This is a genomic window from Streptomyces sp. CLV115, assembly GCF_038448545.1.
Classification (GTDB): Bacteria; Actinomycetota; Actinomycetes; order Streptomycetales; family Streptomycetaceae; genus Streptomyces; species Streptomyces sanglieri.
In genome coordinates this window covers 1-22,328 of record NZ_JBCEWQ010000041.1, presented here as the reverse complement: position 1 = coordinate 22,328, position 22,328 = coordinate 1, and the positions used below count along the sequence as shown (strand labels likewise).

Genomic DNA, 22,328 nt, shown 5'->3' with positions numbered 1-22,328 from the left:
ACATCCCCGGGCCCCCGGCCCGCACCCCGGTGCGGGCCCAGTGCCTGTCCGACCCCGATCCGGCGGACAGGCCCTGGCGGGCAACCGGCGCCCTACCGCGAGGCGGAGTTAGTTGAGTACGCAGAACAGGCTGACGCACATCGACGAGGCGGGCGCGGCCCGCATGGTCGACGTCTCGGAGAAGGACGTCACCGCGCGGGTGGCCCACGCGAGCGGCCGGGTCCTCGTCTCGCCGCGCGTCGTCGAGCTGCTGCGCGGCGAGGGCGTCCCCAAGGGCGACGCCCTCGCGACCGCCAGGATCGCCGGGATCATGGGCGCCAAGCGCACCCCCGATCTGATCCCGCTCTGCCACCCGCTGGCCGTCTCCGGCGTCACGGTCGACCTGGGTGTCGCCGACGACGCGGTGGAGATCACGGCCACCGTGAAGACCACGGACCGCACCGGCGTCGAGATGGAGGCCCTGACCGCCGTCTCGGTCGCCGCGCTCACCGTGATCGACATGATCAAGGCGGTCGACAAGTCGGCGGTCATCACGGACGTACGGGTCGAGTCGAAGTCCGGCGGCAAATCCGGCGACTACCGGCGCGCCGAGGACCTCCTGCGCACCGAGGCGGACGGAGCGGGCACGTGAGCGCGCCAGGGACGGGGCAGCCGGACGACGCCCGGCCGTCCGGCGCCCCGCTCGGCGGCGCGTTGACCACCCCCTACGCCGCCCTCGTCGTCACCGCCTCCAACCGCGCCTCGGCCGGCGTCTACGCCGACAAGGGCGGCCCCCTGATCTCCGAGGAGCTCACCCGGCTCGGCTTCGCCGTCGACGGACCGCAGGTCGTGCCCGACGGCGACCCGGTCGAACAGGCCCTGCGGGCGGGAGTGGCCGCGGGATACGACGTCATCGTCACGACCGGGGGCACGGGCATCTCGCCCACCGACCGCACCCCCGAGGCCACCCGGCGCGTCCTGGACCACGAGATCCCCGGCATCCCCGAGGCGATCCGTGCCGAGGGCCGCGAGAAGGTCCCCACCGCCGCGCTCTCCAGGGGCCTGGCGGGCGTCGCGGGCGGCACCCTCATCGTGAACCTGCCGGGCTCCACCGGCGGGGTGCGCGACGGACTCGCCGTCCTCACCCGTCTTTTGGTGCACGCCGTCGACCAGTTGCGCGGCGGCGATCACCCCCGACCGGGGAGCCCGAGCTGAACGTCTCGACCTGGCCGGTGGTCCTCAGCGACGGCGCGATCGTGCTCCGCCCGATCAAACTGCGCGACCAGCGCATGTGGCGCGAGGTCAACCGGCGCAACCGCGACTGGCTGCGCCCCTGGGAGGCGACGGTGCCGCCGCCCGCCCCGGGCGGTCCGGTGGCCCAGCGTCCCACGTACCGTCAGATGATCCGCCACCTGCGCGCCGAGGCCAACGCGGGCCGGATGCTGCCGTTCGCCATCGAGTACGAGGGCCGGCTGGTCGGTCAGCTGACGGTCGCCGGGATCACCTGGGGCTCGATGTGCTCGGGCCATGTCGGCTACTGGGTCGACCAGGACGTGGCCGGCCGGGGCGTGATGCCGACCGCGGTCGCCCTCGCCGTCGACCACTGCTTCCGCACCGTCGGACTGCACCGGATCGAGGTGTGCATTCGGCCGGAGAACGGGCCCAGCAGAAGAGTCGTGGAGAAACTGGGATTCCGCGAGGAGGGCCTGCGCCCGCGCTATCTCCACATCGACGGCGCCTGGCGCGATCACCTCATCTACGCGCTCACCGCGGAGGAAGTGCCCGACGGGATGTTGCGGCGCTGGCACCGGTCGCGACCTGGAACGCCACGGGAAATAAAATAAGTGTTCGATATTGATCGGCGGTTGACCGATGAAGGACGCACAAACAGCCACGGTTGACCCGAACAATCGCAAAAAAAGTCCGTGATATCAGCCGGATCGTGCGACACACCGGGCCAATTGGCGGATGCCCCCGTGCAAACCCCTCTACGGTGTGAGACGTGAGCAGCAGCGGCCTCATCTACGCAGTCATCGTCGGGGCCTGGGCCGCCTACCTGGTGCCGATGTGGCTCCGCAGGCAGGACGAGCTCAACGAAGCCCGTCCGACGGAACGCTTCAGCACCGCCATCCGGCTGCTGTCCGGACGGGCGGCGATGGAGCGCCGGTACGCCAAGGAGCTGCGGGAGCGCACCGCCGAGGAGGCGGAGCCCGACGCCGACCCGGACGTCGCCACGGACCGAATGGTCCCCGTGGACGTCCGGGCCTTCGCCGCGCCCGACGCACAGACCGAAGCCCGGGTGCACGATCCGGCGCGCGCCGCCGAGGAGCGCCCCGAACCGGCACCGGCCCCCGCCCGGCGGGCCCGTCCGCGCCCCGGCGCGACGGACGCCGAGCGTGCTCGGCGCGCCAAGCGCCTCCAGGTCCTCGCGCGCCGGCGGCGCACCACCGTGATCCTCTTCCTGGCCTTCACCCTCGGCGCGGTCGTCGCGGCCGTCGGCGGCCTGCACTTCCTCTGGGCGCCCGCGGTTCCGGCGGTGCTGCTGAGCACGTACATCGTGCATCTGCGGGCCCAGGAGCGGCGCCGGTTCGCCTTCACCATGGACCGCCGTCGGGCCGAGGTGGCGGCGCAGCACCTGCGCGAGAACCGCCCCCGCAGGCACCAGCCGGACACGGCGGCCCCCGCCGAGCCCGACGAGGAGCCCGAAGCGCGCAGCCCCGAACCGGAGCCCACGCCCGCGGTCTCCCCGCAGGAAGCCGGCCGCCGCGCCCTGGTCGAGCAGACGGACCACGCGGAATGGGTCGACCAGCAGCGCGAACGCGGCCGGACCCAGGGCGACAGCTGGGAGCCGGTCCCGGTCCCGCTGCCGACCTACGTCACGGCCCCGGTCGCCCCGCGCGCCACCGGCGGCGTCGAGGTCGGCAACCCGGAGACCTGGAGCGCGGCCCGCTCCAGCGCCGCCGAGCCCACCCAGACGGGCACCTCGCACCCCGCGGCACCCCCGGTCGACCCGGCGCCGCGCCAGCGCACCAACCATTCCCGCCGGACCCGCGACCGGGGCCGGACCCCGCTCTTCGACCAGTACGAGGAGGGGGACCGCCCCCGGGCGGCCAACGAGTGAGCCGGTTCCGGACCCGCTGTACCGCCGCCACGGCTGACCAGCACGGACCGGATTTCCGAGCACCCCGTCGGGGGTGCTAGAGTTTCACTCGTTGCAAGGGCCTGTGGCGCAGTCTGGTAGCGCACCTCGTTCGCATCGAGGGGGTCTGGGGTTCAAATCCCCACAGGTCCACCGCACACACGAGATCCCGTCCGATCGAAAGATCGGGCGGGATCTTCGTCGTTTCCGGGGTTGACTGCGAGACGTCCCACCACGAACAGCCGCCTCCGGGTCTGAGCGCGGGTAACGGGGACCGAGGCGGTCGCCGGGGCCGTACCAGGTCGGCCCATCGGCGCCCACTGGTCGTGCGGCGGCCGGGGGCGGCAGGCACGGAGCTGGTGGGAGGCCTCCGGGTCCGGCGTGACGGACCAGCAAAAGCGGTTGGTCAAGCAGCCGGTGAAGGGGCTGTGGGCGATCTTCGCGAGAAGGAGTGCATCCACGTGGTCGGAGGCATGGGACGCCGCACCCCGCCGAGAGATCTTTCCAGCGACCCGGATGCCCGGCCCCACAGCGACCTCGCCGATCCCGGCGCCGCAGCCGTCCGGCACATCACCCGCGTACTCGCCGAGCTCCTCGCCGACCGGGTGGTCACCTTGCGGACGGCCACCGGGAGGGGTGTCCGTGGATACGTCCTGCTCGGAGGCGTCGAGCCGGCCGTGGCCTGGTTCGCACTCGCTCTCAAGGCAAACCGGCCGAGGTTTTCGTGGATCGGCAGTTGAGCGGACAGCCCGACGAGCCGCGCCTTGAAACACGATTGCCGACTGCCGGGCGCGCTGACACGATCGCAGGCGTGATCGCTTCTGAGGCATCGGACTGCCTGATTGTGACGGGGATGCCGGGGGCCGGGAAGTCGACGGTGACCAGGCTCGTTGCCGAGCGCCTGACACGCTCCGCCCGGCTCGACGGCGACTTCGTCAGCAGACTGATCGTCAGCGGTCGTGTCGGGGCCCTCGGCAAGCCGGCCGATGAGGCGGCGCGCCAAGTGGAGCTGTGCAACCGCAATCTGTGCACGCTGGCGAACAACTTCTCCGACGCCGGCTGGTGGTTCGACACCGCTGCGCTCACTCCCGAGGAGACCGCCGACCGCGTCATCCGGGAAGTGCGCCGTCGGGCCGTGGTGAACCGATGACCAGCCCTCTGTTCAGATGTCGGCGATCTGCTCGGTTCCGGCCCGGTACTGGGTGAAGCGGTAGGAGGCGTACTCGTGGCCGGTTGCCTGCGAACACAGGAACAGGAAGAAGGGGCCTCGGTCGACGGAGCGGCGGCTCGTCGACGACTCGCCGGACCGGCCGAACCAGGCGCCCGGCGCCCGTCTGAAGCACTGTCGGCTCCTGACCCGCTCCCGCTGCCCGGTCACGTCCTTCCGTAGGCCCGGATGAACATGCTGATGCCGCGCTCGACGATCGCGTCGATCGCGGCATCGTCCAAGTCCACCCGGCCCAGCATCGAGGCCAGTTGGGCCTCGCCGATCAACAGGGCGCGCAGCTGCCGGGCCGCCGCGTCGGGGTCGTCCACCGACAGGTGCCCGCCTTCGTGAAGGACTGCGAGCCGGGCGGCGACGTCCCGGATGCCCGCCTCCTGGTCGATGCCCCGCAGAGCTGTGTGCAGCGACTCCTCAAGCGGCGCGTCGGCCAGCACCCGCCAGCGCAGGGCGGCCGTCTCGTCGCAGAGCATCAGGCGCACCCAGCGACGCCCGAAGTCGATGAACTGCGCCCGGAGGTTCGTGCCTCCGTGTGCCGCGATGGTCTCCTCCAGCACGGTCTGGAACTGTGCGGCCAGGGGATCCATGGCGAGCTCCACGACACAGCCGATCAGGGTGTCCCGGTCGCCGAAGTGGTTGTAGAGCGTCTGCTTCGCCACGTTCGCCTCGGCTGCGATCGTGTCGACGCTGCCCCGGGCGAACCCGTCGCGCAGGAAGACCCGGGCGGCCGCCTCCAGGATCTGCGCCCTGCGGTCCCTGCCGCCGTGCTGTCTGCGCCGACGCGGGCCCGGTGCCTCTGCCGTGCCCGGTGCGTCTGCCGGGCCCGGTTTCTCCGTGGGCTCGCTGCCCGTCACTGACGCCATCCCCTCTCGGTCACCGAGTTGACTTCTGGACGGCCCAGTCTAACATTCGTAAACCTAGACGGGCCGGTCTATGTTTTATGGCTGTGCGCGTCCTGAATCCGCCCCGTACGGAAGGGAAATCCAGTCATGCCCCCACGCACCCCGAAGCCGTCCGGAGCGACACGGACCGATGGGATCGACGCCGGGCTCTGGTGGCTGTGCGGTGTTCTCGTCCTGGGCGCCGTGACCACGCTGCTCGACGGAACCATCGTCAATGTGTCGATCGACGCGTTGTCCCAGGAATTCGACGCGTCGCTCGGCACGATCCAGTGGACGGTCACCGGCTACCTCCTGGCGCTGTCCCTCGTGGTGCCGCTCTCCGGCTGGGCCATGGAGCGATTCGGCGCGCGGCGGATGTGGCTGACCGCGCAGGCACTGTTCCTGCTCGGCTCGGTGCTTTCCGGCGTCGCCTGGTCCATCGAGAGCCTGGTCGTCTTCCGAGTGGTCCAGGGGCTCGGTGGCGGCATGGTGATGCCCATGGCCCAGGCCATGCTGGCCCGTGCGGCCGGCCCTTCGCGCATGGGCCGGGTCATGGCAGTGGTCTCCGTGCCGGCGATGCTCGCCCCGGTCATCGGGCCGGTCATCGGCGGCGTCTTCGTCGACCGGCTGAGCTGGCGATGGATCTTCTTCGTCAACATCCCCATCGGCCTGGCCGCCATCGCCCTCGCCTGGATGAAACTCCCGGCCGACCGGCCGACCGGGCGTCCGCGACTCGACGTGGCAGGCATGCTGATGCTCTCTCCCGGTCTGGCCTTCCTGCTCTACGGCATGGCCCGGAGCGGCACCGAGGGTTTCACCGGCAGCGGGAGCCTGCCGTGGACCGCGACCGGCGCCGTCCTCGTCGCGGGCTTCGCCGCGCACGCCCTGCGCACCCGTCACGTGCCGCTGATCGATCTGCGGCTGCTCGCCGACCGCGGCTACTCGGCCGCCGTCCTCACGCAGTTCACTCTGAACGCGGCCGTCTTCGGCGCGATGTTCCTGCTGCCGCTCTACTTCCAGCTGGACCGCGGCGACAGTGTCCTGAAGGCGGGGCTGATGCTGGCCCCGCAGGGTGTCGGCTACGTCATCGCGATGGTCGTCGCGGGCCGGGCGACCGACCGGCTGAGTCCCGGGTCGCTCGCACTGGTGGGCGTGGTCCTCACGCTGATCGGCACCGTCCCGTTCGTGATGCTGGACAGCGGTTCCGGCTGGCTGCTGCCGGCCGCCGCGATGACGGTGCGCGGCATCGGGGTGGGGGTGGTCACCCTGCCCAGCCTGGCCGCCGCCTACCGTTCGCTGCCCCCGGCGGCGATGCCGCGTGCTTCGAGCGCGATGAACATCTTCCAGCGTCTCGGCGGCTCGATCGGCACTGCTGTCGTCGCGACCGTACTGCAGCAGGGCCTCACGGGCGGGCGACCGCACGGTGCTTCGGTCAACGACGCCTTCCGCCAGTCCTTCTGGTGGGCGGTCGCCTTCACCGCGGTGACTCTGGTCCCGGTCCTTCTGCTGCCCCGCAAGCCTCCCGCCCTCGCCCCTGCGCACCGGCCCCCGGTCGCCGGGCGCGAAGCGGCCTCCGCCGGCCGGTGACACCGACCACCGTCGCGGTTCGGCCTGTTCCCGGCGTGGGGAAGCCCTGGCCGGCCGGCGGAGGCGGCTTGCTCGGTTCGAGCCTTGAGGCAGTGCGGAGCAAGCCGCTGCGGTTCGTATCCCGTACCGCGGCCGCGCCGCCGCTCTGACGGGTGGTGCCATGCTTCATGGCTGTCCTCTCCGGATCCGGCCGCCGTCGTTCCGCGGCCGCGGAAACGGAGCGTGGATGTTGAAGTGCGCTTCGAAGCAAGGGGGTTCCGGTCGGCGTTCCGTGGTGCGCGTCGCCTACGCTGAACGCGTTACCCGCTCGCGAATTCTTCCGAATTCTCCGCACCGAGAGGAGCGCCCAGTGACGGTCGACAAGCCCGGGCTCCGGATCGACACCAGCAAGCCCCACCCCGCGCGCGTCTACGACTGGCTCCTGGGCGGCAAGGACAACTATCCGGTCGATCAGCAGGTGGCGGAGCGGCTGCCCGCTCAGGCGCGGGGCAACGCGGCGCGGAACCGGGCCTTCATGCACCGGGCCTCCGCCTGGCTGGCGGGCAACGGGGTCGATCAGTTCCTCGACATCGGCACCGGCATCCCGACCGAGCCCAATCTGCACCAGGTGGTCCAGGACATCACACCGTCCGCCCGGATCGTCTACGCGGACAACGACCCGATCGTCCTGCGGCACGCGGAGGCGCTGCTGATCAGCAGGCCGGAGGGGGCCACCGACTACATCCACGCGGATGTGCGGCAGCCGGAGGCGATCGTCGAGCACGCCCGCGGGCTGCTGGACTTCGACCGGCCGGTCGCCCTGTCCCTGATCGCGCTGCTGCACTTCCTGCCGGACGACGAGGACCCGTACGGCATCACCCGCACTCTGGTCGACGCGTTGCCCTCGGGAAGCTTCCTGGTGCTCTCGCACGGCACGGCCGACCAGCACCCGGAGCTGAAGGACGAGACCGAGGCCACGTACAAGAAGGGGGCGATCCCATTGCGGATGCGCACCCGGAGCGAGGTGGAGCCCTTCTTCGAGGGCCTGGAACTCGTCGATCCCGGGCTGGTCTTCGCCACTCAGTGGTACCGCGAGGGGCCCGCGCCCGCGCAGGAGCGCAGCGGCTTCTACGTGGGTGTCGGCCGGGTGCGCTGAACCCGGGTCCGCGGGCCGCGGGCCGCGAGTCGCGGGCCGATGAGTTCCGGGCCGATGAGTTCCGGGCGGTGCGGCGGTCCTTCTTTCCGGGAGCATGAGCGGGAAGGTGGAGCGATGACCGAACTGAACGATGTCCTGAACGAGTACGTCGGCGACGGGGCGGCGCCCGGCGCCGTGGGGCTGGTGGCCCGGGGGGACCGGGTCGAGGTGGTGGCCGTCGGATCGGCCGATGCGCGGGGCACGGTCCCGATGGGCCGGGACTCGATCTTCCGCATCGCGTCGATGACCAAGCCCGTCGTCGCCGCCGCGGCCATGATGCTGGTCGAGGAGGGCCGGATCGCGCTGAACGAGCCGGTCCGGCAGTGGCTGCCGGAGCTGGCGGCACCGGTGGTGGTCCGTACGCCGTCCTCCCCGGTCGACGACGTGGTTCCGGCCGACCGGGTCATCACGGTGGAGGACCTGCTCACCTTCCGGGCCGGGTACGGCTTCCCGGCGGACTTCTCGCTGCCCGCGGTCGGGCTGCTGTTCAGCGAGCTGAAGCAGGGGTCGCTGGAGCCGCAGCTCGTCCCGGCGCCGGACGCGTGGATGGACGCGCTGTCCCGTGTCCCGCTGCTCCACCAGCCGGGGGAGAGGTGGCTGTACAACACCTGCTCCGACATCCTCGGGGTGCTGATCGCCCGGGTCTCGGACCGGTCGCTGCCCGAGTTCCTGGCGGAGCGGCTGTTCGAGCCACTGGGCATGGCCGACACCGGATTCGTCGTGCCGGCGTCGAAGGCCGGCCGGTTCACCAGTTTCTACCGGGCCGATCCGGAGGGCGGCGGGCTCCGGCTCGCCGACGGTCCGGACGGGCAGTGGAGCAGCATGCCCGCGTTCCCGTCCGGTGCCGGCGGGCTGGTCTCGACCGCCGACGACTGGTACGCCTTCGCCCGGATGCTGCTCGCCGGAGGAGAAGGGGGGAGCGGCGGCGTGCGCCGGCTGCTGTCGCGGGACTCGGTGCGGCTGATGACCACCGACCATCTGACCCGGGCGCAACGGGACAGCAGCACGCTGTTCCTGGAGGGCCAGGGCTGGGGCTACGGCGGGTCGGTGGACGTCGAGGCCGTCGACCCCTGGAACGTTCCGGGGCGCTACGGCTGGGTGGGCGGCACGGGAACGGCGGGACACCTCACACCGGCCACCGGCACCGTCTCCGTTCTGCTGACCCAGCTGGCGATGACCGGGCCGACTCCGCCCGCGTCGATGCGGGCGTTCTGGCGGTACGCCGCCGACGCCTGACGGCCCGGGCGTACGGCCGCTACCGCAGCGGCTTGGCGAAGCAGAGGCTGCTCTCGTACGTGCGGTAGTGGCCGAACTTCTCGCAGGGGACGTAGCCGCTGGACGTGTACAGCGCGATCGCCTCGGGCTGCTGGTCCCCGGTCTCCAGCACCATGCGGGACCGGCCCGCCGCCCGGGCGTCGTCCTCCAGGGCGGCCAGGATGCGGCGGGCCAGCCCGTTGCCCCGGCCCTCGGGTATCACGAACATCCGCTTGAGCTCGGCGTCGCCGTCCGAGTAGCCCTCGTCGTTGCGGTCCTGGGTGCGCCAGCCGCCGGTGGCGACGGGGCGGTCCCGCGCGTCGTAGGCGAGGAGGTACAGGCCGTTCGGCGGCTCGAACATCGTGGGGTCGAGCGGTGTGACATCGCCCTCGTCCCCGTACCGCTCGGCATATTCGAGCTGCACCTGGTCGTTGAGTCTGACGGCATCGGGGTGGTCGAAGGACCGAGGGTGGATAATCATGCGGATTATGGTACATGTATGCGTGAGCTGAATGTCGGTATCGTGCCGGGATGCTGACTGTCACCACCGTCAATGTGAACGGGCTCCGCGCCGCCGCCAAGAAGGGCTTCGTCGAGTGGCTGGCCCTGACCGAAGCCGATGTGATCTGCCTCCAGGAGGTACGGGCCGAGCCGCAGCAGCTGCCCGAAGAGGTGCGTGAGCCGGCCGGCTGGCACACCGTGCACGCGCCGGCCGCCGCCAAGGGCCGGGCCGGGGTCTCCCTCTACATGCGGCGTGCGCCGGAGCGCGTGCAGATCGGGTTCGGCGGGTTCGGGGACGCCGGGAGCGAGGAGTTCGACGCGAGCGGGCGGTACGTGGAGGTCGACCTGCCGGGCGTCACGGTCGCGAGCCTGTATCTGCCCTCCGGCGAGGTCGGGACCGAGAAGCAGGACGAGAAGGAGCGGTTCATGGCCGCGTTCCTCCCGTATCTGAAGGGTCTGAAGAAGCGGGCCGCGGCCGACGGCCGCGAAGTGGTGGTCTGCGGCGACTGGAACATCGCCCACCAGGAGGCGGACCTCAGGAACTGGAAGGGCAACAAGAAGAACTCCGGCTTCCTCCCCGAGGAGCGGGAGTGGCTGACCCGGGTCTTCGACGAGGCCGGGTACGTCGATGTCGTACGGGCGCTGCACCCCGACGAGGAGGGGCCGTACTCGTGGTGGTCCTACCGGGGGCGGGCCTTCGACAACGACACCGGCTGGCGGATCGACTACCAGGTGGCCACGCCGGGACTGGCCGGGCGTGCGGTGAAGGGCTGGGTCGAGCGGGCCGCGACGCACGGTGAGCGGTGGAGCGACCACGCACCGGTGACGGTGGTCTTCGAACAGTAGAGCGTGCGAACGAGGCGAGTGCCGGGTGGTCCGGGCCGGGAAGTATCCCGGCGTGCGATCGAGATCGAGAGGGTCCGCCCGGCAGCGGTCTTCGTGTGGCCGCCCGTCAGGAGGCGGGATCCGGCGGCGGTTCGCCGGTGCCTTCGCGGCGCAGCCGCCGGTCCAGTGCCATGGACAGCTCGGCGTCCACCACCGCGCGGGCCAGCGGCCGCAGCTGCGGCGGCTCGGCCTCGTCGCCGCCCCGGCCCTCCAGGACGCCGGTGAAGAGTTCGGCGAGCGCGTCGGCGTGCTCGCGGACCCGGCGGCCGGCCGCCAGCACGGTGGCGAGCGGCACCCCCTCGCGCACCAGCTGGGAGGACACCTCCAGCAGGCGGCGGCTGATGTGGACGATCTCGTCGCCGTCGGTGGCGAGATATCCCAGTTCGAGGGCGGCGGCCAGATTCTCCGGGGTGGTCTCGCCCTCGAAGTAGTCCGCGAGCTGCTCGGGGGTGAGGCGCACCGGGGTCTCCTCGGTCGGCTCGCCCAGGCCCAGCACCTCGGCGACGTCGCGGCCGCTCTCGAAGGTGCGGGCGAGATCGGCGATGCCGGTGAGGGTGTGGCCGCGTTCCAGCAGGCCGGTGATGGTGCGCAGCCGGGCCAGGTGGTGGTCGTCGTACCAGGCGATGCGCCCCTCGCGGCGGGGCGGCGAGATCAGTCCGCGCTCACGGTAGAAGCGCACGGTGCGCACCGGGATGCCGGCCTCCTTGGCCAGCTCCTCCATGCGGTATTCGCGGTGCTCGCGTCCTTCGGCCACCCCCGCACCCTACCGGCCCCGCCGGTGGCCCGGGCCTCTTGTTGTACCGCCGGTAACTTTCCCCTGCCGTACCCCTACCCATCGGTACGGAGCTGCTCTACCCTCCCAACAATGCCAGTGATTGCTGGCAGAGTCGTGTGACGTACCGCGGGAGGCGGCAGCATGGCCCAGCACGAGCACGTACGAGTGGCGGTGATCGGATCCGGATTCGGGGGCCTCGGGGCCGCGGTCCGGCTGCGCCGCGAGGGCATCACGGACTTCGTCGTCCTGGAGCGGGCCGATTCCGTCGGCGGCACCTGGCGCGACAACAGCTATCCGGGCTGCGCCTGCGACGTACCGTCCCACCTGTATTCGTTCTCGTTCGCACCCAACCCCGAGTGGCCGCGCACCTTCTCCGGGCAGGAGCACATCCGCGCCTACCTGGAGCATGTCGCGGACACCTTCGGGCTGCGCCCGCACCTCCGGCTGAGCCATGAAGTGACGGTCATGCGATGGGAGCGCGAGGAGCTGCACTGGGTCATCGAGACGGCGAACGGGGCCCGTTTCACGGCCGACGTCGTGGTCTCCGCGACCGGTCCGCTCTCCGACCCGAAGACGCCGGACATACCCGGCCTCGCCGACTTCCCCGGCAAGGTCTTCCACTCGGCTCGCTGGGACCACGACGCCGATCTGACCGGCAAGCGCGTCGCCGTGATCGGCACCGGCGCCTCCGCCATCCAGATCGTGCCCGCGATCCAGCCGAAGGCCGGCAGCCTGACGCTCTTCCAGCGCACCCCGCCCTGGGTCATGCCGCGCATGGACCGGAAGATCAGCGGCGCCGAGCGCTGGCTGCACCGGGCCCTGCCGGTCACCGGCACGGCCCGTCGCGGACTGCTCTGGGGCATAAGGGAGTTGCAGGTCAGCGCCTTCACCAAGCACCCGGGCGAGCTGGGCCTGGTCGAGCGGATGGCCAAGGCCAACATGGCGCGGGCGATCAAGGACCCGGAGCTGCGGGCCAAGCTGACCCCCTCGTACCGCATCGGCTGCAAGCGCATCCTGCTCTCCAGCGCCTACTACCCGGCGCTCGCGCAGCCCAACGTGGACGTGGTCGCCTCCGGCCTGGCCGAGGTGCGCGGCTCCACGCTGGTCGCGTCCGACGGTACGGAGACCGAGGCGGACGTGATCATCTTCGGCACCGGCTTCCACGTCACCGACATGCCGATCGCCGAGCGCGTGGTGGGCGCGGACGGCATCACGCTCACCGAGTCCTGGAAGGACGGCATGCAGGCGCTGCGCGGCGCCAGCGCGGCCGGCTTCCCCAACTGGATGACGATCATCGGCCCCAACACCGGGCTCGGGAACTCCTCGATGATCCTGATGATCGAGTCCCAGCTGAACTACATGGCCGACTACCTGCGCCAGCTGGACGTGCTGGGCGGGCGCGTCGCGCTCGACGCGCGGACCTCGGCCGTCGGGTCCTGGAACCGCCGTGTCCAGGAGCGGATGAAGCGCACCGTGTGGAACACCGGCGGCTGCAACAGCTGGTACCTGGACGCCAACGGGCGCAACACCACGGTCTGGCCGGGCACCACCGCCGAATTCCGCAGGGCGACGCGGTCGGTCGACCTCTCGGAGTACGAGGTCGTGCGGGTGCCGGGTAAGGCCGCCGCGAAGGGGTCCGGGAAGGCCGTCGCCGAGGAGGTCGTGGGATGAGCCGGCTGCTGCGGCGCGACGGCGTCCCGCCGGTCCCCGCGCGCGAACTCACCGTGCGTTCCGCCGACGGCGCCCGCATCCACGCCGAGGTGCACGGGCGCGACGGCGCCCCCGCCGTGGTCCTCGCGCACGGCTGGACGTGCAGCACCCGCTTCTGGGACGCGCAGATCAGGGACCTCGCGACGGACCACCGGGTCGTCGTCTACGACCAGCGCGGCCACGGCGGCTCGCCCGCGGTCGCCCCCGGGGGGTGCAGCACCGACGCCCTTGCCGACGACCTCGAAGCGGTACTGGCCGCCACCCTGGAACCGGGTGAGCGGGCCGTGCTCGGCGGGCACTCCATGGGCGGCATGACGATCATGGCCGCCGCCCGGCGGGCCGGTCTGCGCGAGCACGCGGCCGCCGTACTGCTGTGCAGCACCGGGAGTTCGCGGCTGCCGCACGAGTCGACGGTGGTACCGGTGCGGGCCGGTTCGGTGCGGACCCGGATGACCCGGGGGATCCTCGTGGCGTCGGCCCCGCTGGGACCGGTCACACCGATTACCCGGCGGGTGCTCAAGTACGCCACGATGGGAGCGGGGTCGGCCCCGGAGCGGGTGGATGCCTGCGCCCGGATCGTGCACGCCTGTCCGAGGAAGGCCCGGGCCGCCTGGGGGCGGGTCCTCGCGGACCTCGATCTCGACGCGGGCGTACGGGAGTTGCGGGTGCCCACGGCGGTGATCGCGGGTACGGCGGACCGGCTCACCCCGATCGGGCACGCACGCGCGATCGCGGCCGCGCTCCCCGACGGCCTGGGGCTCACCGAACTGACGGGCCTGGGCCACATGACGCCGGTGGAGGCGCCGGAGGCCGTCACGGCGAAGCTCCGGGAGCTGGTCGCCGCGTACCTCCCGGCGGGTGCGGACGCGGGCGCGAAGACGCAGGCGAGTGCGGGTACGGACGGCACGGGCACGGCCGAGAAGGAGGAGGTCGCATGAGCGGCAGGCGGAGTCTCGAAGGACAGGTCGTCGTCGTCACGGGCGCGGCGCGCGGGGTGGGCGAACTGCTGGCCCGCAAGCTCTCGGCACGCGGCGCGAAACTCGCGCTGGTCGGGCTGGAGCCGGACGAGCTGAAGAAGGTCTCCGAGCGGCTGCACGCGGAGAGCGACCACTGGTTCGCGGACGTCACCGACCACGAGGCGATGGCGCGGGTCGCCCAGGAGGTCAAGCAGCGGTTCGGGAAGATCGACGTCGTCGTCGCCAACGCCGGGGTCGCCGCGGGCGGACCGTTCGTCGACTCGGACCCGGACGCGTGGCGCCGGGTCATCGAGGTCAACCTGATCGGCGGCGCGGTGACCGGGCGGGCGTTCCTGCCGGTGCTGATGGAGAGCCGCGGCTACTTCCTCCAGATCGCCTCGCTCGCGGCGATGACGCCGGCGCCGATGATGACCGCGTACTGCGCGTCCAAGTCGGGTGTGGAGGCGTTCGCGCACAGCCTGCGGGCCGAGGTCGCCCACCGGGGCGTGAAGGTCGGGGTCGGCTACCTGTCCTGGACGGACACGGACATGGTGCGGGGCGCCGACCAGGACGACGTGATGCGCGAACTGCGCCAACGGCTGCCCTGGCCGGCGAACCGCACGTACCCGCTGGGCCCCGCCGTCGACCGGATCGTCGCCGGTGTCGAGCGCCGCTCCCCGCACGTGTACGCGCAGTGGTGGCTGCGCGGGATGCAGCCCGTACGGGGTTACCTGCCCTCGCTGATAGGCGTCGTCGGCCAGCGGGAGGTCCGGAAGTTCGGATCGCGGCTGGAGAGTGTCGGCAAGGGCCTGGTGGGCGCCGGGGGCGCCGCCGACCAGGACGCGAGGGCGGCGGCTACGCAGCGTAAGTGATCGACATGCGGTGGATGCCCGGTCCTGCGACGCTGAACGAGGTCCTCACGGACCGCCCCCAAGCATCCACTAGGAGTGAACAGCATGGGTATCGCAGACCAGTTCAAGGACAAGGCGCAGCAGCTCGCCGACGAGGCCAGGAAGAGGGCCGAGGAAGGCCGGAACAAGGGCCGGGAGCAGATGGGCACCGAGGGCCGGGAGCGGACGCAGAACGTGTCCGAGCGGGCCTCGAAGACGTCGCAGCAGGGCCGTGACAAGGCCCGGGGCACCGCGGACGAGCTCCGCGAGCGTCGCGAGCGCTGACGGGCCTCTGCGACACTGCGCGTTGTCCGCGAGGGGCGCGCCCGGATCTCCGGGCGCGCCCCTTCCGCGTGGCGCGGACCCGGGGCCGGCGGCCTTGGTCCCGACGCTCCCGGTCCCGACGCCCCCGGCCCAGGCGGTCCCGCGGTTTCGGTGGCCCGGGGCCCCGGCGGTCCTGGCGGCCCGGGCGGTCTCGCCCCGGCCCCGCCCGGCCCCGGTCTCAGTCCTGGTCCGCGGCCGGGTGCACCAGGTCGCTCGGGTCGGTGTTCGCTCCGCACAGCACCACGGCGATCCGCTCGCCTCCGCGCGGCCGGTAGCCGCCCGGCGCGGTGAGTGCGGTCAGGGCGGTGGCGGCGGCGTGCTCCACGGCGACGCGGCGGTGGTCCCACAGCGTCCGGCGGGCGCGGACGATCTCGCCGTCCGGCACCAGGACGGAGTGGACGTCGTTCTCGTGGGCGGCGCCCAGGGCAAGGGCGGTGGCGCGTCGGGCGCCGAGGGAGTCGACGGCGACCGAGTCGACGGGGACGTCGACCGGGCCACCGGCGTCGAGGGCGGCGTTCAGCGCACGGCAGTTCTCCGGCTCGACGGCGACCGTGCGGATGCCGTGGTGCCGGGCGGCGGTGGCGACGCCGGCGAACAGCCCGCCGCCACCGACCGAGACCACCACGGTGTCCAGGCCGGGGATCCGGGCGTGGATCTCCTCCAGCAGGGTGCCGGCCCCGGCGGCGATCAGCGGATGGTCGTAGGCGTGCCCGGCGAGCGCGCCGGACGAGACGGCGAACTCCTCGCACGCCTCCAGGGCCTCGGCGTACTCCGCGCCGACGACCCGCACGTCCGCCCCGTAGCCGCGCAGCCCGGCGATCTTCACCGCCGGGGCGACGCTCGGCAGGAACACCGTGGCCCGTACGCCCTGCTGCTGGGCGGCCCAGGCGCAGGCCAGCCCGGCGTTGCCGCCGGAGGCGATGGTCACCCCCGCGTCCGGCAGGGTGCCCGCCTCGCGGTGGGCCTGGATGAAGTTCTGCGCGCCGCGCGCCTTGAACGAGCCGGTGTGCTGCATGAACTCCAGCGCGTACCAGAGCTCGTAGGGCTCCTCGGACGCCGCGCGGAGCGTGTCCTGCGCGCCGGGTGCGACCGTGACCGGGCGGATGTGTCCTGCGGTCCGGCCGGTGGCGGCCCTGATGTCGTCGTAGGTGAGGTTGTTGCCGAACAGGTCCGTGTTCCGGGCGCCCATGTCTTCCCACTCCCGCAGTCGTCTAATCGGCCAGCTTATGCAGTGGCCGGCTCCGATGCGGTGTGGGCCCGTCCCGACGCCGCCCGCGTCCCACCGTCCCACCGTCCCGCGACGCCCTCACCATGTGCGACGTTCTCGCAGGTCACAGCGTGGGACGTCCCCCGAGCGCGTCACTTCCCCGGCGGCCCTGGCAGTCCTTCCTCCCCGCCCCGCAAGGTGGTTGCGGAGCCGGCCGACGGGGCCGGTTCGACCTAGGGGAGGGAACAGAAATGCGAACCATGACGAGGGCATTCGTCGGCCTCACCACCGCCGTCGCGATCGCCGGCGGGGGCGTGGCGGCCGCGGGTACTGGTTTCGCGGCGACCGGTGGGACGACGAACGCGGCGGCGAGCGCCACGGCCGTCACCCCGCAGGCGATCGTCAACCTCGGCCTCAACGCCACGCAGGCCAAGAAGCTCCAGCGCGACCTGAAGGCCAACTGGGGCTACAAGGGTGCCATCGACGGGCAGCTCGGCCCGGACAGCTGGAAGGCGATGCAGCGCTTCCTGAAGCAGTGGGGGTACAACGACGGCATCGACGGGATCGTCGGCCCCAACACGGTGAAGGCGATCCAGCGCTGGCTGAAGGCCAACTGGGGCTACACGGGCGGGATCGACGGCGTCGCCGGTGCGGGCACCAAGGCCGCGCTGAAGCGGTACTGCAACTCCTGAGTCCGTCGTACGTGCCGGGGGCGGGCTGTGCGGTCCCCGGCGCGTACGGTCCGTTCGTACGGGGGATTCAGTCCGTGAAGCACTCGGGGCGGCTGCCCGGAACCTTCAGGCAGATCCTGGCGCCCGCGCCGCTGTCACCGGCGGCCATCGGTGTCGCCAGGTACTGTCCGGCGTCGCGGCCCCCTTCGGCCGTGACCCGCTGGGTGTGTCCGGTCGGCAGCGACAGTTCGACCCGGTCGCCCGGCAGCAGCCCGGTGGACCGCACCCACACGGTGTGGCAGAGCTGGGCATGGCGCAGCTCCAGACGCCGCCCGCCGGACGCGGTGTGGGTGGCGAGAGTGGTGATCATCCCGGCGCCGCCGCAGCCCATTGTTACGGGGCTTTGGCCCTCGCAACCGGCTGCCCGGCAGCCGGGGTTGCGCACGAGCGGTTCCGTGGCGGCGCGGGACCGCCCGTCCGGCCCTCCGTCGAGGAGGGCGGCGGCGGCCAGGCAGACCACCACCACCCCGGCCGCGGCGACCGCCCACCACCGCACGCCCGAGCGGGAAACGGGGGCGGGCCGGCCGGTGGCGGCCCGGTCCGGTTCCTCCGGTACGGGTGCGGGCACGGGCCGGGCCCGCCCGCTCCACTCGGCGTCCGCCAGCTCCCAGAGCGCCAGCAGCCGCCCGGCCGGCGTCCCGGTCAGCTCGCACAGCGCCTCGACCGCCTGGCGCGGCGCGGGCTTCTTGCCGTTGAGATAGCGCTCCCACGACGATTTGCTGTACGGGGTACGGGCCGCCAGCGCGGCCAGGCTCAGCCCGGACCGGTCCCTGATCTCCCGCAGCTGCTCGGCCAGTTGGCCGCTCACGGCGGAGACCGTCATCGGCGCAGCTCCCGCCAGGTGTCCGGGCCGATGATGCCGTCCACGACCAGGTGGCGTGCGCCCTGGAACTTCTTGGCCGCACCCTTGGTGCGCTCGTCGTACAGCCCGTCGAAGGCGCCGGGGCTGAAGCCCTTCTCGCGCAGCAGGCACTGGGCCTCCACCACGTCGAACCCGGTGCTGTTGATGTCGAGCAGCATCTCGTTGGTGTCGCTGTGCCCCGCCCGCAGCTCGCCGCCCTTGCGCCGTACGTCGCAGGCGTAGGTCCGACCGCGCAGATACCCGGTCCCGGCCGCCACGGCACCGGCCTTCTCCGCCGGGGCGCCGTCGTCCCACGCCCCCGCGACCAGCAGCCCGCCCCCGAAGGAAACGGCGACGGCCAGCGCCACCGCCCCCAGCGTCCACTTCAGCGGCACGGTGCGCCCCGCCCGGGGCGGCTCCTGTCCCTGCTCCTGTTCCTCCTGCTGCTGCTCGTCCTGTTCCTGGTCGTCCCGGTCCTGCTCCCGCGTCGGCTGGTCGGGCCGTCCGGCGGCTTCCTCGGTGCGGGCCCGCTCGGCGACCTCGTACAGCACGACGAGCCGGGTGGGCTCCGTACCGCAGACCTGCGCCAGTTCCTCGACCGCCTTGCGCGGCACGGGCTTCTTCCCGTTCAGATACCGTTCCCACGAGGAACGGCTGTAGCTGGTCCGGGTCGAGAGCGCGGCCAGGCTCAGGCCGCTGTGGTCCTTCAACCTGCGTAAGTGCACGAGAAGTTGACGTTCGCTGCTGGGCAGCTCCGCCGGTAACTCATTCCATCGCGGCATGCGGATTCCCCCCGGTTCTTCCTGCCGTTGCCTTAAATAGTGGGGTATCCGGGCTCCACGCGCGAGGAGTTGACGCCCTCGGGCGACGCCGTCCCCGTGGCCGGGATTCGGGTGGAACCGGTGTCGATCACGGAAGTGCACTTGTCCGCGCGGCCGTGGAGCCGGTAGGAACCATGCGTGACCGATCAAGGGAAATTCGCGCGCGCTGTCATAGCCCTCTCGTCCGTCGTCGTCGCCGGGTGTGCCCTCACCGTGACGATCAAGGTGATGAACACCGATACCGAGGCGCTCTACCCGCCGCGGCTGCTGGACCAGGAAGCGGTGGAACTGCAGGTCGCCCGGGCCGCGCGAGGGCCGAAGAACCCGTCCAGGGACGGGGTGAAGTGCCCGACGGCCATGGAGGCCAAGAAGGGCAACAAGTTCGACTGCGACGTCCTGGTCGGTTACAACGACAAGACGGTCACGGTCGAGGTCCTCGACGATCAGGGCGATCTCAGTACGACCGCCTCCTGACGTTGACGGCCAGAGCCCTGCCCACTGCCACGGGGCTCAGGAACCGCAGCGGACCGATCAGCCGGGCCGCGAACATGTACATGTGCCGCGCCATCGATGCGTCGCGCGCCGCCGCCGCGAACATCAGCCGCTCCATGGCCTTGAACGGACGGGACCTGGCGTAGTCGACGGCCAGTTGCTGGTGACCGGTCAGCCGTCGCCGGTGCGTGCGCGCGTACGCCGTGAGGGCATCGTCGAGGTCTCCCCGCAGCCCGGTCGCGGCCGGGGCGACCGCCTCGGCCAGCCATTGCGCGGTCTGTAGGGCCCACCCGCATCCCACTCCCCACAGCGGGTCGCTGGTCAGGGCGGCGTCGCCGATGAGCGCGACGCCCGGCGCGGTCGGCCTGCGGGTGTGGAGCGGGTAGTCGATCGTGCCGATGAACTTCGATACGCGCTCGGCGGAGTCGATGGGCGGTGCCTCGGGCAGGGCGCGGACGAATTCGAGGAAGCTGCCCTCCAGGTCTTCCCGGAAGGCGGGCAGCCGCTTCTTGTCCGGGAGCACCGCGAGGACCGTCACCCCGTCGTCGTTCGGGAACGCGTACGCCATGTCGGGTTCGAGGAACCAGGCCTGACCGACCCCGTCGACCAGCGGCAGGTCGCGGAAGTGCGCAAGATAGCCGAACCGCCCGTTCTCGTAACTCTTGGTGGGCACCTCGGCGAACTTCGCCACGGCGGAGTCCTTGCCATCGGCGCCGACCACCAGCCGGGCCCGGATCTCGCGCTCGCCCTGCGGCGTCGACGCCCGCACGCCCACGGTTCGCCCGGCTTCCCGGATCAGCCCGGCCACGCGGTGGCCGAGCAGCAGATCGACGCCGGGGGTCTCGGCGGCAAGGGACCTGATCAGCGGATCGAGGGTGCTGCGCCGCACGTTGTACCCGTGCGGCAGCTCGGGACCCTCCGGTGCGGCCTTCGGCTCGATCCATCCCCAACGGGTGTGCCAGCGGGCGTCGTTACGGACCGCCCCCGCCTCCTCAAGAGTGGGTACGAGGCCGAGCTCGTCCAGCACCGGGTAGGCGTTGGCGGTGATGGAGTGGGTGCAGAGCACCTTGTACGCCTCGGGGTCCGAGCGGCGCTCCAGCAGTGCGACGCGGACGCCGCGTCGAGCGAGCAGGGTCGCGGCGGCGCTGCCGGCGAGGCCCGATCCGCTGATGACGACGTCGTAGTCGGGTCCGGCGCTCTCAAGGATTGTCATGCGCCGATCATTCCGTAATTCCGGCTGGTTACCCGGCTTTTGGTCCGGGGAGTGCGTCAAGCCACCTTGACGGCCTCGACGAACGGCGTCCAGGCGGACGCGGGGATGAGGAGCACGGGTCCTTCGGGGCGCTTGGAGTCGCGGACGGGGGCGAGGTCAGGGTGTCCGTCTGCGACTTCGAGGCAGTTGCCGCCGGAGACGTGACTGCTCCTGTACCCGATCGCAGTATTCAAGTCCGGTGACGTGAATGCCATTTCGGTATTCCTCTGCCGCTTTCTCGATCATGGCGAGGGAATTCTCCGGCGGTAAGGCGGTGGCCATCAGAAGGTCGTACGACCTCCGATACTGCTTCACGAGGCTTGGATCGTCGACCGCGACTCCGTGGTACTGGCCCTCCGTGTAGGCGAGCGGGGGAGCATCCGGAAAGTTCAGAACCAAGGCGTTGCCATGCATGAGGGGGTGCGTTCCCGCGTTCCACGGAATGATCTGTGTAAAGATCCTGCCGCGCCTGGTGAGTTCGGCGATGTGGTCGAGCTGCTCGGCCATCTGCTGCGACGGCAGGATCGGCAGGCGCAGCAGCGACTCGCTCAGGATGTTCCAGTACCGCGGGGTCCGGTGACTCTGCTCGAAGAGCTCCGCTCGCTCCAGCCGCGCGTTGACCTTCTCTTCGATCTCCTCCCGAAGCTCCGGAAGTCGCTCGGCGCAGATCAGGGCCTCCGCGTACGCCCTCGTCTGGAGCAGGCCAGGAAAGACGCTCGGCGACCACTGCTCGATGGTCTCTGCGTGCTTCTCCGCGACCAGCACGCGTTCGAAGTACTCCGCGTGCCCCTTGCGCCGGGCCCTTCGCACGTCCTCGCACCGCCGACCGAAGAACCCGTCCGTGCTCAGCACCCGGTCCACGTGCTGGGCCAGATCCTCTGGCATCCGGCGGTGGCCGTGCTCGATCTCGCTCAGGTACGTGACGCCGTAGAAGCTGCCGTCCACCAGCTTCTTCAGGGTCAGGCCCGCTTCCTCCCGTTTGAAGCGGAGTTCCTTGCCGTAGAACTGCGGGACGCTCGCCGAGCCATCGATCTCCTTGCGTGTGGCCACTGTTGACCGCCTTTCGCGCTGTGCGTTGTGGAGTGGAAGCCCCTTTGACGGTAGAGGCTCATGCGGCAGCGTGTGAGTGGTTCATTACAGACGGCAATGAAGGGTGGACTTCCCGCATGGGCGACACGCACGATCTCACCGGCCACGACATCGGCCCGGACATCGACGAGCTCCGAGCCGCGCTCGCCGCGCACGGCATCACCCTTCCGTCACTCGGTGTCGATCCGCTGACCTTCGCCGCGCGGTCGACCCGGCCGCCGCTGGTCTCGCTCGGGAACTGCAATGTGGCGACCGCGCGCCGGATGGCCGAGGTGCTGCGTGCGGCGGCCGGGGGATGAGCCCGTTGCCGATCGCGGTGGACCTGCTCGCCGTGCCGAAGGCCGTACCGGAAGTGCGGCGCACCCTGCGGGAGCGGTGCGGGGGTGTGGACTCGCCCGATCTGCTGCTCTGCGTCAGCGAGTTGCTGACCAATGTGATCGTGCATCTCGGGGAGGGGACGCCGGTCACGCTCAGGGTCAGCGGTACGCGCACCGGCCGGGTCAGGGTCGAGCTGAGCGACCCCGAGCCGTGCGCCTGGCCGGCGCTGCGCAGCGCTGCCGGTGGTGACGAGTCGGGGCGGGGGCTGGTGCTCGTGGACCCGTTGGCGCTGGGGTGGGG

Annotated in this window: 28 protein-coding genes and 1 tRNA gene; 19 read left to right on the top strand and 10 right to left on the bottom strand. The window is 71.6% G+C overall.

The window, feature by feature from the left end:
• The first annotated feature begins 112 nt into the window (after positions 1–112).
• The 7 genes from moaC to AADR41_RS16690 all read left to right on the top strand — a co-directional run bounded on the left by moaC (position 113) and on the right by AADR41_RS16690 (position 4,268).
• Positions 113–631 (top strand): cyclic pyranopterin monophosphate synthase MoaC, encoded by a 519-nt coding sequence (gene moaC / locus AADR41_RS16720; protein WP_342282192.1) that lies wholly within the window; start codon positions 113–115, stop codon positions 629–631.
• A 62-nt stretch (positions 632–693) separates the two neighbouring features.
• On the top strand, positions 694–1,194 hold the full coding sequence (locus AADR41_RS16715) for a MogA/MoaB family molybdenum cofactor biosynthesis protein (protein WP_342282219.1): 501 nt from the start codon (positions 694–696) through the stop codon (positions 1,192–1,194).
• Between the two features lie 17 nt (positions 1,195–1,211).
• Entirely contained in the window at positions 1,212–1,823 is a 612-nt protein-coding gene (locus tag AADR41_RS16710; RefSeq protein ID WP_342282191.1) for a GNAT family N-acetyltransferase, read from the top strand.
• A 158-nt stretch (positions 1,824–1,981) separates the two neighbouring features.
• On the top strand, positions 1,982–3,100 hold the full coding sequence (sepX, locus tag AADR41_RS16705) for a divisome protein SepX/GlpR (RefSeq protein WP_342282190.1): 1,119 nt from the start codon (positions 1,982–1,984) through the stop codon (positions 3,098–3,100).
• 97 nt (positions 3,101–3,197) lie between these two features.
• Positions 3,198–3,271: transfer RNA gene (locus AADR41_RS16700), tRNA-Ala, on the top strand.
• Between the two features lie 275 nt (positions 3,272–3,546).
• Entirely contained in the window at positions 3,547–3,858 is a 312-nt protein-coding gene (locus AADR41_RS16695; protein ID WP_342282189.1) for a hypothetical protein, read from the top strand.
• On the top strand, positions 3,855–4,268 hold the full coding sequence (locus AADR41_RS16690; RefSeq protein WP_342282188.1) for an adenylyl-sulfate kinase: 414 nt from the start codon (positions 3,855–3,857) through the stop codon (positions 4,266–4,268). The genes AADR41_RS16695 and AADR41_RS16690 overlap by 4 nt, the downstream gene beginning before the upstream one ends.
• Positions 4,269–4,280: 12 nt before the next feature.
• Here AADR41_RS16690 and AADR41_RS16685 read toward each other — a convergent pair whose 3' ends face one another.
• Complete coding sequence (locus tag AADR41_RS16685; RefSeq protein ID WP_342282187.1) at positions 4,281–4,496, bottom strand: hypothetical protein; 216 nt, start codon at positions 4,494–4,496, stop codon at positions 4,281–4,283.
• The gene (locus tag AADR41_RS16680) at positions 4,493–5,203 is read right to left on the bottom strand and encodes a TetR/AcrR family transcriptional regulator (protein ID WP_342282186.1); all 711 of its coding nucleotides are present in this window, start codon (positions 5,201–5,203) and stop codon (positions 4,493–4,495) included. Before AADR41_RS16680 ends, AADR41_RS16685 begins: the two co-directional genes overlap by 4 nt.
• A gap of 126 nt (positions 5,204–5,329) precedes the next feature.
• On the opposite strand from AADR41_RS16680, the gene AADR41_RS16675 reads away from it, so the two are divergent.
• The 3 genes from AADR41_RS16675 to AADR41_RS16665 all read left to right on the top strand — a co-directional run bounded on the left by AADR41_RS16675 (position 5,330) and on the right by AADR41_RS16665 (position 9,218).
• Entirely contained in the window at positions 5,330–6,808 is a 1,479-nt protein-coding gene (locus AADR41_RS16675; RefSeq protein ID WP_342282185.1) for a DHA2 family efflux MFS transporter permease subunit, read from the top strand.
• Positions 6,809–7,157: 349 nt separating this feature from the next.
• Positions 7,158–7,943 (top strand): SAM-dependent methyltransferase, encoded by a 786-nt coding sequence (locus tag AADR41_RS16670; RefSeq protein WP_342282184.1) that lies wholly within the window; start codon positions 7,158–7,160, stop codon positions 7,941–7,943.
• A 114-nt stretch (positions 7,944–8,057) separates the two neighbouring features.
• Positions 8,058–9,218 carry a serine hydrolase domain-containing protein gene (locus AADR41_RS16665; RefSeq protein WP_342282183.1) on the top strand — a complete coding sequence of 387 codons (1,161 nt, stop codon included), beginning with the start codon at positions 8,058–8,060 and terminating at the stop codon, positions 9,216–9,218.
• Positions 9,219–9,237: 19 nt separating this feature from the next.
• Here the strand turns inward: AADR41_RS16665 and AADR41_RS16660 are convergent, their stop codons facing one another.
• Positions 9,238–9,717: a GNAT family N-acetyltransferase gene (locus AADR41_RS16660; RefSeq protein WP_342282182.1), complete on the bottom strand. Its 480-nt coding sequence runs from the start codon at positions 9,715–9,717 to the stop codon at positions 9,238–9,240.
• Between the two features lie 50 nt (positions 9,718–9,767).
• Here AADR41_RS16660 and AADR41_RS16655 point away from each other — a divergent pair, with 50 nt between their 5' ends.
• Positions 9,768–10,583, top strand: a complete 816-nt coding sequence (locus tag AADR41_RS16655) for an exodeoxyribonuclease III (RefSeq protein ID WP_342282181.1) — start codon at positions 9,768–9,770, stop codon at positions 10,581–10,583.
• A gap of 106 nt (positions 10,584–10,689) precedes the next feature.
• On the opposite strand, the gene AADR41_RS16650 is transcribed toward AADR41_RS16655, so the two are convergent.
• On the bottom strand, positions 10,690–11,343 hold the full coding sequence (locus AADR41_RS16650) for a MerR family transcriptional regulator (RefSeq protein WP_342282218.1): 654 nt from the start codon (positions 11,341–11,343) through the stop codon (positions 10,690–10,692).
• A 195-nt stretch (positions 11,344–11,538) separates the two neighbouring features.
• On the opposite strand from AADR41_RS16650, the gene AADR41_RS16645 reads away from it, so the two are divergent.
• From AADR41_RS16645 to AADR41_RS16630, 4 genes are all read left to right on the top strand, one after another.
• Positions 11,539–13,068, top strand: a complete 1,530-nt coding sequence (locus AADR41_RS16645) for a flavin-containing monooxygenase (protein WP_342282180.1) — start codon at positions 11,539–11,541, stop codon at positions 13,066–13,068.
• Positions 13,065–14,045 (top strand): alpha/beta fold hydrolase, encoded by a 981-nt coding sequence (locus AADR41_RS16640; RefSeq protein ID WP_342282179.1) that lies wholly within the window; start codon positions 13,065–13,067, stop codon positions 14,043–14,045. Before AADR41_RS16645 ends, AADR41_RS16640 begins: the two co-directional genes overlap by 4 nt.
• On the top strand, positions 14,042–14,935 hold the full coding sequence (locus AADR41_RS16635) for an SDR family oxidoreductase (protein ID WP_342282178.1): 894 nt from the start codon (positions 14,042–14,044) through the stop codon (positions 14,933–14,935). Before AADR41_RS16640 ends, AADR41_RS16635 begins: the two co-directional genes overlap by 4 nt.
• An 84-nt stretch (positions 14,936–15,019) precedes the next feature.
• Positions 15,020–15,238 carry a hypothetical protein gene (locus AADR41_RS16630; RefSeq protein ID WP_342282177.1) on the top strand — a complete coding sequence of 73 codons (219 nt, stop codon included), beginning with the start codon at positions 15,020–15,022 and terminating at the stop codon, positions 15,236–15,238.
• 217 nt (positions 15,239–15,455) lie between these two features.
• Here AADR41_RS16630 and AADR41_RS16625 read toward each other — a convergent pair whose 3' ends face one another.
• A complete protein-coding gene (locus AADR41_RS16625) occupies positions 15,456–16,466 on the bottom strand; it encodes a threonine/serine dehydratase (RefSeq protein WP_342282176.1) in 1,011 nt (336 codons plus the stop codon).
• A 269-nt stretch (positions 16,467–16,735) separates the two neighbouring features.
• Here AADR41_RS16625 and AADR41_RS16620 point away from each other — a divergent pair, with 269 nt between their 5' ends.
• A complete protein-coding gene (locus tag AADR41_RS16620) occupies positions 16,736–17,176 on the top strand; it encodes a peptidoglycan-binding domain-containing protein (RefSeq protein WP_342282175.1) in 441 nt (146 codons plus the stop codon).
• A 67-nt stretch (positions 17,177–17,243) separates the two neighbouring features.
• Here the strand turns inward: AADR41_RS16620 and AADR41_RS16615 are convergent, their stop codons facing one another.
• Together AADR41_RS16615 and AADR41_RS16610 are read right to left on the bottom strand one after the other, a co-directional pair.
• Positions 17,244–18,038 (bottom strand): helix-turn-helix domain-containing protein, encoded by a 795-nt coding sequence (locus AADR41_RS16615; RefSeq protein WP_342282174.1) that lies wholly within the window; start codon positions 18,036–18,038, stop codon positions 17,244–17,246.
• The gene (locus AADR41_RS16610) at positions 18,035–18,838 is read right to left on the bottom strand and encodes a helix-turn-helix domain-containing protein (RefSeq protein WP_342282173.1); all 804 of its coding nucleotides are present in this window, start codon (positions 18,836–18,838) and stop codon (positions 18,035–18,037) included. Before AADR41_RS16610 ends, AADR41_RS16615 begins: the two co-directional genes overlap by 4 nt.
• Positions 18,839–19,015: 177 nt before the next feature.
• Between AADR41_RS16610 and AADR41_RS16605 the strand changes: the two genes are divergently transcribed.
• Positions 19,016–19,351, top strand: coding sequence for a DUF4333 domain-containing protein (locus AADR41_RS16605; protein WP_342282172.1), 336 nt, complete (start codon positions 19,016–19,018; stop codon positions 19,349–19,351).
• Here the strand turns inward: AADR41_RS16605 and AADR41_RS16600 are convergent.
• Genes AADR41_RS16600 through AADR41_RS16590 form a run of 3 tightly spaced genes read right to left on the bottom strand, consistent with a single transcriptional unit; the run spans position 19,332 to position 21,671 of the window.
• Positions 19,332–20,582, bottom strand: a complete 1,251-nt coding sequence (locus AADR41_RS16600; protein ID WP_342282171.1) for an NAD(P)/FAD-dependent oxidoreductase — start codon at positions 20,580–20,582, stop codon at positions 19,332–19,334. The two genes, AADR41_RS16605 and AADR41_RS16600, sit on opposite strands and share 20 nt — an antisense overlap.
• A gap of 56 nt (positions 20,583–20,638) precedes the next feature.
• The gene (locus AADR41_RS16595; protein ID WP_342282170.1) at positions 20,639–20,815 is read right to left on the bottom strand and encodes a DUF397 domain-containing protein; all 177 of its coding nucleotides are present in this window, start codon (positions 20,813–20,815) and stop codon (positions 20,639–20,641) included.
• Positions 20,739–21,671, bottom strand: coding sequence for a helix-turn-helix domain-containing protein (locus AADR41_RS16590; RefSeq protein ID WP_342282169.1), 933 nt, complete (start codon positions 21,669–21,671; stop codon positions 20,739–20,741). The genes AADR41_RS16595 and AADR41_RS16590 overlap by 77 nt, the downstream gene beginning before the upstream one ends.
• Positions 21,672–21,787: 116 nt before the next feature.
• Between AADR41_RS16590 and AADR41_RS16585 the strand changes: the two genes are divergently transcribed.
• Positions 21,788–22,009: a hypothetical protein gene (locus AADR41_RS16585; protein ID WP_342282168.1), complete on the top strand. Its 222-nt coding sequence runs from the start codon at positions 21,788–21,790 to the stop codon at positions 22,007–22,009.
• On the top strand, positions 22,006–22,328 hold a 323-nt coding region (locus AADR41_RS16580), incomplete at its 3' end, for an ATP-binding protein (protein ID WP_342282167.1). The genes AADR41_RS16585 and AADR41_RS16580, both read left to right, overlap by 4 nt.